The sequence below is a fragment of the Mesorhizobium sp. NFR06 genome, from assembly GCF_900115245.1.
Taxonomy (GTDB): Bacteria; Pseudomonadota; Alphaproteobacteria; order Rhizobiales; family Rhizobiaceae; genus Mesorhizobium.
In genome coordinates this window covers 52,785-65,062 of the sequence record NZ_FOVT01000004.1, presented here as the reverse complement: position 1 = coordinate 65,062, position 12,278 = coordinate 52,785, and the positions used below count along the sequence as shown (strand labels likewise).

Genomic DNA, 12,278 nt, shown 5'->3' with positions numbered 1-12,278 from the left:
CCGTCGCGCAAACGCGGCCAGACGATTTCCGCTTGGCTGCGGCTGCCAGCCGGAGCTGCCGGCCTAGAACTTATCCTCTTCGGTCGGCACCAGGATCTCACGTTTGCCGGCGTGGTTGGCTGGGCCGACAATGCCTTCCTTCTCCATCTTCTCGATGATCGAGGCGGCGCGGTTGTAGCCGATGCCGAGCCGGCGCTGGATGTAGCTGGTCGAAGCCTTGCCGTCGCGCAGCACCACCGCCACCGCTTGGTCGTAAGGGTCGTCGGAATCCTCGAAATTGCCACCGCCGCCCGAGCCGCCCCTGCCCGAGCCGCCGTCCTCGTCGTCGTCCTCGTCGTCCTCGGTGATGGCGTCGAGATATTCCGGCACGCCCTGCAGCTTCAGGTGCGCGACGATCCTCTCGACCTCGTCGTCGGAGACGAACGGGCCGTGCACGCGCTGGATGCGGCCGCCGCCGGCCATGTAGAGCATGTCGCCCATGCCGAGCAGCTGCTCGGCGCCCTGCTCGCCCAGGATCGTGCGGCTGTCGATCTTCGACGTCACCTGGAATGAGATGCGGGTCGGGAAATTGGCCTTGATGGTGCCGGTGATGACGTCGACCGACGGGCGTTGCGTGGCCATGATGACATGGATACCGGCCGCGCGCGCCATCTGCGCCAGGCGCTGCACCGCGCCCTCGATGTCCTTGCCGGCGACCATCATCAGATCGGCCATCTCGTCGATGATGACCACGATATAGGGCATCGGCTCGAGATCGAGATCCTCGGTTTCATAGATCGCCTCGCCGGTCTGGCGGTCGAAGCCGGTCTGCACCGTGCGCGAGATTTTTTCGCCCTTCTTCTCGGCCTGTTGGACGCGTGCGTTGAAACCGTCGATGTTGCGCACGCCGACCTTGGACATCTTGCGGTAGCGGTCCTCCATCTCGCGCACGGTCCATTTCAGCGCCACCACCGCCTTCTTCGGATCGGTGACGACCGGCGTCAGCAGATGCGGAATGCCGTCATAGACCGAAAGTTCGAGCATCTTCGGGTCGATCATGATGAGCCGGCATTCCTGCGGCGTCAGCCGGTAGAGCAGCGACAGGATCATGGTGTTGATGGCGACCGACTTGCCCGAGCCGGTGGTGCCGGCGACCAGCACGTGCGGCATCTTGGCGATGTCGACGATGACCGCCTCGCCATTGATGGTCTTGCCCAGCGCCAGCGCGAGCTTCGCCTTCGTCGTCTCGAAATCGCGGCTCGCCATGATCTCGCGCAGATAGACGGTCTCGCGCTTGGCGTTGGGCAGCTCGATGCCGATGGCATTGCGGCCCGGCACGACCGCGACACGGCAGGCGATCGCGCTCATCGAGCGGGCGATGTCGTCTGAAAGACCGATGACGCGCGAGGATTTGATGCCCGGCGCCGGCTCCAGCTCGTAGAGCGTGACCACGGGACCGGGGCGGACATGGATGATCTCGCCCTTGACGCCGAAATCCTCAAGCACGCCCTCGAGCAGGCGCGCGTTCTGCTCCAGCGCGTCCTTCGACAGACTTGGGTCTCTTGCGATGTTCTTCGGCTCGGACAGGAAATGCAGCGACGGCATCTCGAACGTGTCGGAGCCGATCAGCGAGGTCTGCGCCTCGCGCTGGACGCGCGCGCCGGGCACCGGGCGTGCCGCCGGTGCCGCGACGCGGGTCGCGGCGTCGGAGCGGAAATTCTGCACCCTGGCGGTCGGCCCGGCGCGCCGCTGGGCGGGCGCCTCGTCGTCGAAGTCGTCAAGGTCGACGTCCTCGTCCTCGTCGTCGCCGAAAATGTCCTCATCGACCGGGTCGACCGAGACGTTGCGGTCATTGACCATGGCGGCGAAGAATTCCGGCTCGACGCGGGCGCGGCCGCCGGGGCTCATCCGGGCCTCGGCGAACTCGGCCGATTCGACCCGCTCGGCAGCGCGCCGCCAGGCGCTCGCCTTCGGCTCCATCGGCGGTTCGAACTCGTCGCGCTCCTGCTTGCGGCGCACGGCGCGGCGATGCATCCACGCGCGGAACGATAGCCACCAATGGGTGATGGCGCCGAGCGCCAATATGCCTTCGTCGCCTTCGTCCTCATCCTCGTCGAACAGCATCTCGTCCTGTTCGCGCGGATCGGGCGCGGCGCGCTCCATGACGGCAAAGCCGTTCTTGCGGGCAATCAGCGCCGAGCCATAGGCAAACAGCCACAAGGCGGGCGCGACCAGGATGACCGCTATGACGCTGGCGAAAAGGCCCTTCGGATAGCCGCCGACCGCGATGCCGGGGATTTTCAGCACCATGTCGCCGAAGACGCCGCCAAGCCCGGTCGGCAACGGCCAGGTGTGGGGCGGCGTCACGCAGCCAGCGATGGCCGCGGCAGTGAGCGCGAAGCCGAACCAGGCAAAGCCGCGCTTCGGCAATTTGTCGACGCCGCGCGCGGAAAACAGCAGAAAGCCCCAGATCACCGCCGGCACCAGGCCGGCGACGGCGGCAAGGCCGAAGAACTGCATGGCGAGATCGGAGAACACCGCGCCGGCATAGCCCATGGCGTTGCTCACGACATTGCTGGTGGCGTGCGAGAAGCTCGGATCGGCAACGTTCCACGTGGCCAGCGCCGCAACGCCGAAGGCGGTGAACAGGAACAGACCGGCGCCGACCAGCCGCCCGACCTGGCGCCGCGCGAATGCCTGGATGCCGTGCCTTGTATCGGTCAGCGCGAGCGGTGCTGAAGCGCCTGAACGCATGCCTCTTCCCCGTGATCGTTGCCTGGCCGGGCGCATGGCGCACTCCGGCAGATTCGACCGCCAGACTATCGGGGGGAAGGTTAAGGCCGCATTAACCATGGCCTTTCACGGGCACGAAGGTGGCAGGTTTCGCAACCAGCCACCTTCTCCTGAATGACGAAACGATCAGGTCCATGCCGACCCGATCTTCGGCAAATCACTTGTGACCGGCATACATCATCAGATTGGCGCAGAACTCGGCGTGGGGCTTGCTCATCGCGGCATCCTGGCACTCCTTCATCATGGAGTCCTGCTTGTCCTTCGGCATCGAAGCCCAGGCGGCCTTGAAACCGGCCTCCGGCTTCATGGTCTTCATGCTGGAATCGGTGAAGAACGGAGCCATGTTGTCCGGCTCATCGAGAGCACCGGCAAGTGCAACGCCGCTGATCATCGAAAGAGCCATTGCTCCAAGGAAGATGTTCTTGACGTTCATCGGTTGGTTCCTTCCCTTTGGTGTTTACGAGCGCCGGAACGGCGGCCGCAATCCCAGTACGGAACCGCAAAGCCCGATGTTTCTTCCCACCGAGCCATCACGCCAAGGTGATCTTGCCGAAAAACGATTTCTCCGCTCGGCCGCCAACACGAACGGTTTTGCAAAAAAGGAGGCCCGGATCGCTCCGGGCCTCAAGGCGTGAGCCCCTTTCGAGAGCATCACGACGGGATCTTGGCGGTAAATACGGGCCGGCGGGAGGAGGATCCGCCGGCCCTTGGGGCATTCCGGGAAAGTGTGAAACTCGTCCGGAATTGCCACAGCAAGAGCAGAGCTGGCCTTACGGCACCACTTCGCCGTGCTGGGTAACGTCGAGACCCTCGACTTCTTCCTGGGTCGACGGACGCAGGCCAACCAGCGCCTTGACGATATAGAGGATCACGAAGGTTGCGATCGCCGTCCACAGGATGGTGAAGGCGATGCCGTAGAGCTGCTTGGCCACCGAGGCATCCTTGCCGAGGGCGTTGATCGCCGGATCGGCGAGCGCGCCGGTGAGCAGCGCGCCGACCACGCCGCCGACGCCATGGACGCCGAAGGCGTCGAGCGAGTCGTCATAGCCGAACGCATGCTTGAGCTTGACCGCCGAGAGGTAGCAGATGACGCCGGCGAGAATGCCGACGATGAAGGCGCCGGTCGGGTTGACGAAGCCGGAGGCCGGCGTCACGGCAACGAGGCCGGCGACGGCGCCCGAGATGACGCCGAGCACCGAAGGCTTCTTGGCGACGATCCATTCGGCGAACATCCAGGCCAGCGCCGCGGCGGCGGTGGCAACCTGCGTGTTCATCATCGCAGCGCCCGCGAGGCCGTCGGCTGCCAGTTCCGAACCGGCATTGAAGCCGAACCAGCCGACCCACAGCAGCGAGGCGCCGATCACCGAATAGACGAGGTTATGCGGCGCCATGTTGGTCGAGCCGTAGCCCTCGCGCTTGCCGAGCACCAGCGCGCAGACCAGGCCCGCGACACCGGCGTTGATGTGGACGACCGTGCCGCCGGCGAAGTCGAGCACGCCGGCTGTGCCGAGGAAGCCGCCGCCCCACACCCAATGCGCGATCGGCGCATAGACGAAGACCAGCCACAGCCCCATGAAGATCAGCAGCGCCGAGAACTTCATGCGCTCGGCAAAAGCGCCGGCGATCAGCGCCGGCGTGATGATGGCGAAGGTCATCTGGAACATCGAGAAGACGAATTCGGGAATGTTCGCCACGCCCGGCAGCCACAGCGTCGAGACGGTGATGCCGTGGTGGAAGAACCTCGAGAACCCGCCGATATAGCTGTTCATCGAGGCGGAATCATTGGTGGTGAAGGCGAGCGAATAGCCGAACATGAACCACAGCACCGTCACCAGGCAGGTAATGGCGAAGCTCTGCATGATGGTGGCGAGCACGTTCTTCTTGCGCACCATGCCGCCGTAGAACAGCGCCAGGCCGGGAATGGTCATCATCAGCACCAGCGCCGTCGAGGTCAGCATCCAGGCGGTGTTGCCGGTGTCCAGCACCGGGGTCGGCGCGGCGGGTGCGGCCGGCGCCGCCGCAGCGGCGGCCGGGGCCGCTTCCTGCGCGAAGGCGGCTACCGTGCCGAATACTGCTAGCGCGAGCGCGCCGAGCGCGACCGCGCGCCCCGTCGTCTTCAAGGTGGAAGGAATATTCATTGAACTCTCCGTTGGAATGGCTGGTCGCGGCTTAGAGCGCGTCGGTGTCTGTTTCGCCGGTACGGATGCGCACCGCCTGGTCGATGCCGAAGACGAAGATCTTGCCGTCGCCGATCTGCCCGGTCTTGGCCGCCGCGGTGATGGCTTCGACGGCCTTGTCGACCATGTCGGCCCCGACGGCGACCTCGATCTTGATCTTGGGCAGGAAGCTGACCGCGTATTCCGCGCCGCGATAGATTTCCGTGTGCCCTTTCTGACGCCCGTAGCCTTTGACTTCGGTGACGGTCAGGCCCTGGATGCCGACGGCCGTGAGCGCTTCGCGCACCTCGTCGAGCTTGAACGGCTTGATGATTGCCATCACGATCTTCATAAGGTTTCACCCTTTGCTGTTGCGGTCCCCCGCGTTTGCACACCTTCACCGATCCCGAGGAGCCGGAGAGTGCCCGACAGGATTCAAGCTCCGTGCCAATTGCCGAAGCAGCGTGTTAACCTATTGTAAACAAAGGGAACAGGCGGACAGCGCCCAACAATTGTGCGCAGGCGCGCCGAGCCACCAGATTAAAAAATAGGCAAAATTTCAGAAATGCCTACTTATTAGGCTCAAGCCGGAAGCCGGCTCAGCGTTTCAGCCGGATCAGGCCTTCCTGGGCCACGGAGGCGATCAAGGTCCCGTCGCGCGCGAACAGCGAGCCGCGGGTGAAGCCGCGCGAGCCTTGCGTGGACGGACTGTCCTGATTGTAGAGGATCCAGTCGTCCAGCGAATGGCTGCGGTGGAACCACATAGCGTGGTCGAGGCTGGCGGCCTGGATGTCGCGGTCGAAAATGGCGCGGCCATGTGCGAAGGTCGAGGTGTCGAGCAGCGTCATGTCGGAGAGGTAGGCGAGCACCGCCGCCTGAATGGCGCGGTTTTCCGGCACCGGGCCGGTGGTGCGTATCCAGATGTTCTGCTGCGGCTCGAGCTTCTCGCGGCTGGTATAGTGTTTGAGCATCACCGGCTTCATCTCGATCGGCCGGTCGCGCTCCCAGTAGCGCCTGATGCCCTCCGGCACCGCCTCGCCGAATTTTCCCAAGAGCTCGCGCTGCGACAGCAAAGTATCGGGCGCCGGCACGTCGCGCGGCATCGGCAGCTGATGTTCCAGCCCCACCTCGTCCTGCTGGAACGAAGCCTCCAGCGAGAAGATCGCCTGGCCATGCTGGATCGCCACGACCCGGCGCGTGGTGAAGGAGCCGCCATCGCGGATGCGGTCGACCTCGTAGACGATCGGCAGCTTGGTGTCGCCCGGCCGCATGAAATAGCCGTGCAGCGAATGCACGTGGCGTTCGGGCTCGACGGTGCGCTGGGCCGCGACCAGCGCCTGGGCGATCGTCTGGCCGCCGAACACGCGCTGCCAGTCGACCTTGGGGCTGCGACCACGATACAGATTGTGTTCGAGCTGCTCGAGGTCGAGAATGTCGAGGAGCTCGTCCATGGCCGCCGTCATGTTTGAAATCCTTCGAAGATGTGCCATGGCCGGTTTCGGACAGGACGTGCAGGCAGTCAAGGCCGCAAACGGCAGCCGGCCGAAGCCGCGAAAGGATGATGCCATGGTCGACCGCAAGCCGGATGGAGCAGGGGCCGATGGAAATCGCGAGGCCCCGCTCGACGTGCTCATCGCCGGCGCCGGCTATGTCGGCCTCACCACGGCCGTGTCGCTGAAGCAGGCGCGGCCTGGCCTCGCCATCGCCATCGTCGATGCCGCGCCTGCCGGCGTCTGGAAGCGCGACGGCCGCGCCTCGGCGATCGCTGCCGCCGCCAGCCGCATGCTGGAGCAGCTCGGCGTCTGGGAAGAGATCGCGCCACAGGCACAGGCGATCACCGAAATGATCATCACCGACTCGCGCGCCGCCGATCCGGTGCGGCCGGTGTTTTTGACCTTTGACGGCGAGATGGCGCCTGGCGAACCTTTCGCCCATATGGTGGCAAACCGGGAGCTCAACGGTGCCTTGCGCCGGCGCGCCGAAAAGCTCGGCATCGACATCATCGAAGGCATGGCGGTCAGCACCTTCGACACCAACGGCGCCGGCATCACCGTGCATCTGGCCGACGGCGCGACGCTGAAGGCGCGGCTGCTGGTCGCCGCCGACGGCGTCAACTCGAAGCTGCGCGACATGGCCGGCATCAAGACGGTCAAATGGGAATACGGCCAGTCCGGCATCGTCTGCACCGTGGCGCATGAGCGCCCGCACAATGGCCGCGCCGAGGAACATTTTTTGCCGGCCGGTCCCTTCGCCACGCTGCCGCTGAAGCCCGGCAAGGACGGGACCAATCGCTCCTCGATCGTCTGGGTCGAGCGCACGGAGGACGCCAAGGCGCTGGTCGAGGGCGACGAGTTTGTTTTCGAACACGATCTGGAGCAGCGCTTCGGCCTGAAGCTCGGCGAGATCCGCGTCGCCGACAAGCCGCGCGCCTGGCCGCTGGGCCTCACCCTTGCGCGCGCCTTCGTCGCGCCGCGCATCGCGCTTGCCGGCGATGCGGCCCACGGCATCCACCCGATCGCCGGCCAGGGCCTCAATCTCGGCTTCAAGGATGTCGCGGCCTTGGCCGAAGTCGTCGTCGAGGCCGACCGGCTCGGCCAGGACATCGGCGCGCTCGACGTGCTCGAGCGCTACCAGCAGTGGCGCCGCTTCGACACGCTGCAGATGGGCATCACCACCGACGTTCTCAACAGGTTGTTCTCCAACGACATCGGTCCGCTGCGCGCCGTTCGTGATGTGGGCCTTGGCCTCGTCGAGCGCATGCCCAGGCTGAAAGAGTTCTTTATCCGCCAGGCCTCGGGCTTGTCGGGCGACACCCCGCGGCTGCTCAAGGGCGAGGCGATCTAGAGCCTCGCAACTGGCCGAGGCCTACACGACCTCGTCATCCACGGGCGGAGCGGGAGCGAAGCGGACGCGAAGACCCGAGGATCCATTCCGTGACTTTAATCGTAGGGTGCTGCGAAGCAGAATTCTGGACCGCTGCAACGCTTACAGGTGACGGAATGGATTCTATGGTCCGCGCCCGCGTCGCTTCGCTCCTTGCTTCGTCATAGAATGACGACGCGAGAGGCGTTTCGGCCAATCACGAAGGCAGGTGATCCGGCCGCCGCAGCTTCGGCTCAGTTCACCTCGAATCCCAGCTTCTGCCGCAGCCTCAGCATCCGCTGGTCGGCTACCCTGAGGCTCTGCTCGCCGCCTTGAGCCACCCGGTTCAGCATCCTCAGCAGATCGTCCCGCTCATGCGGGTCGAGCCGCTCGCGCAGGAACGGCGCCAGCTTGTCGATGACGATCGTCGTGTCGTCGACCTGTGAGGCTGCCCATTTGGCGTAGACGACGGCCTCGTCGGTCTTCTTTCGACTGTCCGCGATCTGCGAGATCACCTCGCGAATGACCGCCTCGCGCTGCGGCAGGACCGGACCGTGCTCGGCAACGATCGCGGTGATCAGCGTCGCCGCCGCCACCACCGGATCGTCGATCGCGGTCAGCGGCGACAGCGCCGCCTGCTTGCGCAATTTCTTGCGGCGGATGTTGCCCTGAACGCGGCCAACGACGTCGGCAACCTCACGCGCGGCGTCGCTCATATATTTCAGCCGGTACCACCAGATGGCGGCCGCTCCGAGCAGGCCAAGGATAGCGATCAGGAAAGGCATGGCGAATTCCCCCGAAACCGCGGCGACGATAAGAGAAGCGCGGCTTTGCTTCAACACGCAACGGTTGCGGTGGCGAAGAAACACTGAAGATGTTTCCCGGGAGAGACAGCTTTGGCCGTGGCGCAATCACCTGGCCGCCGGTCATGATCCCGGTATGTCGTAGATCGCCCGGACCTCGACCGTGCCGAGTTCGGCCAGCGGAATGCCGTCGGCGATCGCCAGCGCCTCGTCGAGATCCGCCGCTTCGACCATGACGAAGCCGAGCAGCTGCTCCTTGGTCTCGGCGAAGGGCCCGTCGGTCACCAGGCGCTTGCCCTGGCGTCGCCGCAGCGATTTCGATGTCTTCACCGACTGCAGCGCCTGCGCGATGATCAGCTTGCCTTGCCGGTCGAGTTCCCGGTCATAGGCGAGCGAATCGGCGTCGAGCCGGGCCGCGCGTTCACGCGTCAGCGCATGAAGGTCCGTTTCCTCGCCATAGACCAGCAGGACATATTTCATTTCGAGCTCCCTTGTTCCGGCAGACGATAGGGTGAAGCGACAACGCTGTCAGCGCCGGCTCTGGCTGCCGCCACATGGTCGAGAAGCCATGCCGCAGCACTGACGATGGCGACCGCCGCGAGAAGCCGGCCGAAGCCGGAAGCCGGCGGGTCCAGCCAGAAATCTTCCTGTCGTTGTTCCTTGCGGCCCGGCCGCTTCCAGATTGCGAAAAACAGGTTGTCCATATTGACCTCCATCCGGCCGTATGGCCGCCCAAAGGACGGTCGAGGCCGACGGAAGTCGACATTTTTGCAAGGCGATTGTTTGCTGAATTTTTTCGCGAGCACAGCCGACGGCCGACACAATCGCTTCAAGCCATGGATGGCCTTCCGGCGCGCCCGCGCTATAGTTCGGGAGGCCGCCGGCGCCCGCCGGCGAGAACCCGACAGCAGGAGGACTTCATGGACCGCACCGCAAACGCCGTCTGGAAAGGCAATCTGAAGGAAGGCAAGGGCACGCTCGACACGCAGAGCGGCACCTTGAAGGGCACACCCTATTCCTTCAAGGCGCGCTTCGAGGACGAGAGCGGCAAATCCGGCACCAATCCCGAAGAGCTGATCGCGGCCGCGCATGCCGGCTGCTACGCCATGCAGCTGTCCCATTTCCTGGCCGAGAACGGCACGCCCGCGGCCGAGCTCGACGCCAAGGCGGTGGTGACCCTGGTGCCCGGCACCGGCATCACCGGCAGCGCCATCACCCTGGTCGGCAAGGTGCCGGGCATCGATGCGGCGAAGTTCAAGGAACTGGCCGAGAAGGCCAAGGCCGAATGCCCGGTGTCGAAAGCGCTCGGCGCCATCAAGGTGTCGCTGGATGCGAAATTGGGGTGATTGGTTTAGGAGGGCAGCGATCCTTCGCGCCCCCCTCTGGCCTGCCGGCCATCTCCCCCACTTGGGGGGAGATCAGATGTCGCGCCGGCTTTCGCCAATCATCGTTGTTAAAAGAAGAGCGCCAGCGCCGGAACTGCCAATCTCCCCCCTTGTGGGGGAGATGTCCGGCAGGACAGAGGGGGCGCTGTCCCGCCGATGTTTCCCCGCTAAGCGAGCTAGCCACCCAGCGCCTCGATCTTCGCGCGCAACGCGGTGACCTCTTCCTCGAGTGCCTTGACGCGCGCTTCGAGATCGGAATCCGACGATGATGGCGCCGGCTGCCAGCGAGCCGCTATCGCGGCCGCATCCACTTGCCCGCCCAGCAGATGCACATAGCGCTCCTCGCGCTGCCCAGGCGCGCGTTCGAGCAGTTGGATCAGCGGCGGCCGGCGGCCGATCATCAGATCGAGATTGTCGCGCAGCTCCTCGATCGAGGCGAAGCGGGCCATGCGCTCGGACCTCGCCAGCAATTCATGCGCCGTCTGGGCGCCGCGCAGGAGCAAGAGACCGATGACGGCAATCTGCGGCGTGGTCAGCGAAAAGCGCTGCGCCATCAAATGCTCGTAGCGCTCGACGCGCGAGGCGAAGGCCTGGCGCACCAGCCCTTTGTGCTCGAGCGAGCTCAGCGCCCGTCTGATCTCGGTCAGCTCCAGCACCATCACCGGCTCGCGCGCCGTCTTCTGGTTGGCGGCCTGATGCGCGCCGTTGAGCGTCAGCGGATAGACGTCCGGCGTCAGCTCCTTCTTTTCGATCAGCGAGCCGAGCACGCGCGCTTCGATGGCGGAGAGGATCGGAAGATCGGTCACGGGTGGTAATCCTTTCTGACGCAGGCGGGACAGCGCCCCCCTCTGTCCTGCCCGTCCTCCGCAGCAGCTGCGCTACAGCTGCGGAGGGTGGACCGGACATCTCCCCCACTTGGGGGGAGATCAGCAGCTTCGCCGACAGCGCCTCATCCTTCAACCTCGGAGATTGGCGAAGGCCGCGATGACAGCCAATCTCCCCACCCGTGGGGGAGATGCCCGGTAGGGCAGAGGGGGGCGCGAAGGACCACTGCCTGCGAGATTATTGCAAGCGAACCAGTCGAGCCTAAACCCGTCTTTCCACCAGCATCTTCTTGATTTCCGCGATCGCCTTGGCAGGGTTCAGTCCCTTCGGGCAGGTCTGCGCGCAGTTCATGATGGTGTGGCAGCGATAGAGCCGGAACGGGTCTTCAAGATTGTCGAGCCGTTCGCCCGTCGCCTCGTCACGGCTGTCGATCAGCCAGCGATAGGCCTGCAGCAGCGTGGCAGGGCCGAGGTAGCGGTCGCCGTTCCACCAGTAGCTCGGGCAGGACGTCGAGCAGCAGGCGCACAGGATGCATTCGTAGAGCCCGTCGAGCTTCTCGCGGTCCTCATGGCTCTGCAGCCATTCCTTCGCCGGCTCAGGCGAGACCGTCTTCAGCCAGGGCTCGATCGAAGCGTGCTGGGCATAGAAATTGGTCAGGTCGGGCACCAGGTCCTTGATCACCGGCATATGCGGCAGCGGGTAGATCTTCACCGCGCCCGAAATATCCTCGGCGCCCTTGGTGCAGGCCAGCGTGTTCGAGCCGTCGATGTTCATGGCGCAGGAGCCGCAAATGCCTTCGCGGCAGGAGCGGCGCAGTGTCAGCGTCGGGTCGATCTTGTTCTTGATCCACAAGAGCGCGTCGAGAACCATCGGCCCGCAATCGTCCATGTCGACGAAGTAGGTATCCATGCGCGGGTTCTCGTCATCGTCCGGCGACCAGCGGTAGATGCGGTATTCGCGCAGGTTCGTAGCACCCTCCGGCTTCGGCCAGGTCTTGCCTTGCTGGACCTTGGAATTCCTGGGGAGCGTGAGTTCGACCATTACCTGCGGTCCTTTCGGATGACGAGCTTCAGCCCGGACCAGATTTCATTCACGGCGGCGACCTTGACGTCGACCAGGTCGCGCTTCAGCGCCTCCGACCGGATGACGCCCTCGGTTACGTCGGTGGCGACCTTCGAGGCCTGCTTCGGCCAGGACACCCAGACCATGCCGTCGCGCTTGATCGCCGCCTCGATGCCGGCAAGGCCGTCCTCGATCTCTGCGCGCCGCCGGGTGAAGGCGTGCACGGCATCGTATTTTTGGCTGCCCGAGATCGCCAACCAGCTGGACAGCCGATCGACGCCGGCAAAGGACACGGCCTCTGTCAGCTCATTGAGTTCCGGCGGCAGCGCGATGAAGGCCGCGACCATGCCGTCCCTCAGGCCGAGCTTGGCCGGAAGGGGTGTGCCGGAATATCCCGCGGCCGCCGGCGCCAT

14 protein-coding genes are annotated in these 12,278 nt (G+C 65.0%); 3 read left to right on the top strand and 11 right to left on the bottom strand.

The window, feature by feature from the left end:
* Nucleotides 1-63: 63 nt before the first annotated feature.
* Nucleotides 64-2,733, bottom strand: a complete 2,670-nt coding sequence (locus F3H96_RS09205; protein ID WP_149791633.1) for a DNA translocase FtsK — start codon at nt 2,731-2,733, stop codon at nt 64-66.
* 196 nt (nt 2,734-2,929) lie between these two features.
* On the bottom strand, nt 2,930-3,205 hold the full coding sequence (locus F3H96_RS09200) for a hypothetical protein (protein WP_149791632.1): 276 nt from the start codon (nt 3,203-3,205) through the stop codon (nt 2,930-2,932).
* On the opposite strand from F3H96_RS09200, the gene F3H96_RS09195 reads away from it, so the two are divergent.
* The gene (locus tag F3H96_RS09195) at nt 3,195-3,407 is read left to right on the top strand and encodes a hypothetical protein (protein ID WP_149791631.1); all 213 of its coding nucleotides are present in this window, start codon (nt 3,195-3,197) and stop codon (nt 3,405-3,407) included. The two genes, F3H96_RS09200 and F3H96_RS09195, sit on opposite strands and share 11 nt — an antisense overlap.
* Before the next feature lie 135 nt (nt 3,408-3,542).
* Here the strand turns inward: F3H96_RS09195 and F3H96_RS09190 are convergent, their stop codons facing one another.
* From F3H96_RS09190 to tesB, 3 genes are all read right to left on the bottom strand, one after another.
* Nucleotides 3,543-4,730 carry an ammonium transporter gene (locus F3H96_RS09190; protein WP_244619958.1) on the bottom strand — a complete coding sequence of 396 codons (1,188 nt, stop codon included), beginning with the start codon at nt 4,728-4,730 and terminating at the stop codon, nt 3,543-3,545.
* 211 nt (nt 4,731-4,941) lie between these two features.
* Nucleotides 4,942-5,280 (bottom strand): P-II family nitrogen regulator, encoded by a 339-nt coding sequence (locus F3H96_RS09185; RefSeq protein WP_006327120.1) that lies wholly within the window; start codon nt 5,278-5,280, stop codon nt 4,942-4,944.
* Between the two features lie 247 nt (nt 5,281-5,527).
* Nucleotides 5,528-6,391, bottom strand: coding sequence for an acyl-CoA thioesterase II (gene tesB, locus F3H96_RS09180; RefSeq protein ID WP_149791629.1), 864 nt, complete (start codon nt 6,389-6,391; stop codon nt 5,528-5,530).
* Between the two features lie 103 nt (nt 6,392-6,494).
* Here tesB and F3H96_RS09175 point away from each other — a divergent pair, with 103 nt between their 5' ends.
* Nucleotides 6,495-7,772 carry a ubiquinone biosynthesis hydroxylase gene (locus F3H96_RS09175; RefSeq protein WP_149791917.1) on the top strand — a complete coding sequence of 426 codons (1,278 nt, stop codon included), beginning with the start codon at nt 6,495-6,497 and terminating at the stop codon, nt 7,770-7,772.
* A gap of 272 nt (nt 7,773-8,044) precedes the next feature.
* On the opposite strand, the gene F3H96_RS09170 is transcribed toward F3H96_RS09175, so the two are convergent.
* From F3H96_RS09170 to F3H96_RS09160, 3 genes are all read right to left on the bottom strand, one after another.
* Nucleotides 8,045-8,575 (bottom strand): hypothetical protein, encoded by a 531-nt coding sequence (locus tag F3H96_RS09170; RefSeq protein WP_149791628.1) that lies wholly within the window; start codon nt 8,573-8,575, stop codon nt 8,045-8,047.
* A gap of 141 nt (nt 8,576-8,716) precedes the next feature.
* Nucleotides 8,717-9,073: a YciI family protein gene (locus tag F3H96_RS09165; protein WP_149791627.1), complete on the bottom strand. Its 357-nt coding sequence runs from the start codon at nt 9,071-9,073 to the stop codon at nt 8,717-8,719.
* Nucleotides 9,070-9,297: a hypothetical protein gene (locus tag F3H96_RS09160; RefSeq protein ID WP_149791626.1), complete on the bottom strand. Its 228-nt coding sequence runs from the start codon at nt 9,295-9,297 to the stop codon at nt 9,070-9,072. Before F3H96_RS09160 ends, F3H96_RS09165 begins: the two co-directional genes overlap by 4 nt.
* A gap of 216 nt (nt 9,298-9,513) precedes the next feature.
* On the opposite strand from F3H96_RS09160, the gene F3H96_RS09155 reads away from it, so the two are divergent.
* Nucleotides 9,514-9,939 carry an OsmC family protein gene (locus F3H96_RS09155; protein WP_140785513.1) on the top strand — a complete coding sequence of 142 codons (426 nt, stop codon included), beginning with the start codon at nt 9,514-9,516 and terminating at the stop codon, nt 9,937-9,939.
* A 215-nt stretch (nt 9,940-10,154) separates the two neighbouring features.
* Here the strand turns inward: F3H96_RS09155 and F3H96_RS09145 are convergent, their stop codons facing one another.
* The 3 genes from F3H96_RS09145 to F3H96_RS09135 all read right to left on the bottom strand — a co-directional run bounded on the left by F3H96_RS09145 (nt 10,155) and on the right by F3H96_RS09135 (nt 12,278).
* Nucleotides 10,155-10,784, bottom strand: coding sequence for a DUF480 domain-containing protein (locus F3H96_RS09145; protein ID WP_149791624.1), 630 nt, complete (start codon nt 10,782-10,784; stop codon nt 10,155-10,157).
* A 280-nt stretch (nt 10,785-11,064) separates the two neighbouring features.
* Nucleotides 11,065-11,844, bottom strand: coding sequence for a succinate dehydrogenase iron-sulfur subunit (locus F3H96_RS09140; protein ID WP_149791623.1), 780 nt, complete (start codon nt 11,842-11,844; stop codon nt 11,065-11,067).
* Nucleotides 11,844-12,278, bottom strand: coding sequence for a DUF3052 family protein (locus F3H96_RS09135; protein WP_149791622.1), 435 nt, complete (start codon nt 12,276-12,278; stop codon nt 11,844-11,846). The genes F3H96_RS09140 and F3H96_RS09135 overlap by 1 nt, the downstream gene beginning before the upstream one ends.

Coding starts and splice junctions, on each gene's coding strand:
- F3H96_RS09205 (WP_149791633.1), bottom strand. CDS start 2,733: ATGCGTTCAGGCGCTTCAGCACCGCTCGCGCTGACCGATACAAGGCAC.
- F3H96_RS09200 (WP_149791632.1), bottom strand. CDS start 3,205: ATGAACGTCAAGAACATCTTCCTTGGAGCAATGGCTCTTTCGATGATC.
- F3H96_RS09190 (WP_244619958.1), bottom strand. CDS start 4,730: ATGCTGACCTCGACGGCGCTGGTGCTGATGATGACCATTCCCGGCCTG.
- F3H96_RS09185 (WP_006327120.1), bottom strand. CDS start 5,280: ATGAAGATCGTGATGGCAATCATCAAGCCGTTCAAGCTCGACGAGGTG.
- tesB (WP_149791629.1), bottom strand. CDS start 6,391: ATGACGGCGGCCATGGACGAGCTCCTCGACATTCTCGACCTCGAGCAG.
- F3H96_RS09175 (WP_149791917.1), top strand. CDS start 6,495: ATGGTCGACCGCAAGCCGGATGGAGCAGGGGCCGATGGAAATCGCGAG.
- F3H96_RS09170 (WP_149791628.1), bottom strand. CDS start 8,575: ATGCCTTTCCTGATCGCTATCCTTGGCCTGCTCGGAGCGGCCGCCATC.
- F3H96_RS09165 (WP_149791627.1), bottom strand. CDS start 9,073: ATGAAATATGTCCTGCTGGTCTATGGCGAGGAAACGGACCTTCATGCG.
- F3H96_RS09160 (WP_149791626.1), bottom strand. CDS start 9,297: ATGGACAACCTGTTTTTCGCAATCTGGAAGCGGCCGGGCCGCAAGGAA.
- F3H96_RS09155 (WP_140785513.1), top strand. CDS start 9,514: ATGGACCGCACCGCAAACGCCGTCTGGAAAGGCAATCTGAAGGAAGGC.
- F3H96_RS09140 (WP_149791623.1), bottom strand. CDS start 11,844: ATGGTCGAACTCACGCTCCCCAGGAATTCCAAGGTCCAGCAAGGCAAG.
- F3H96_RS09135 (WP_149791622.1), bottom strand. CDS start 12,278: ATGGCGCCGGCGGCCGCGGGATATTCCGGCACACCCCTTCCGGCCAAG.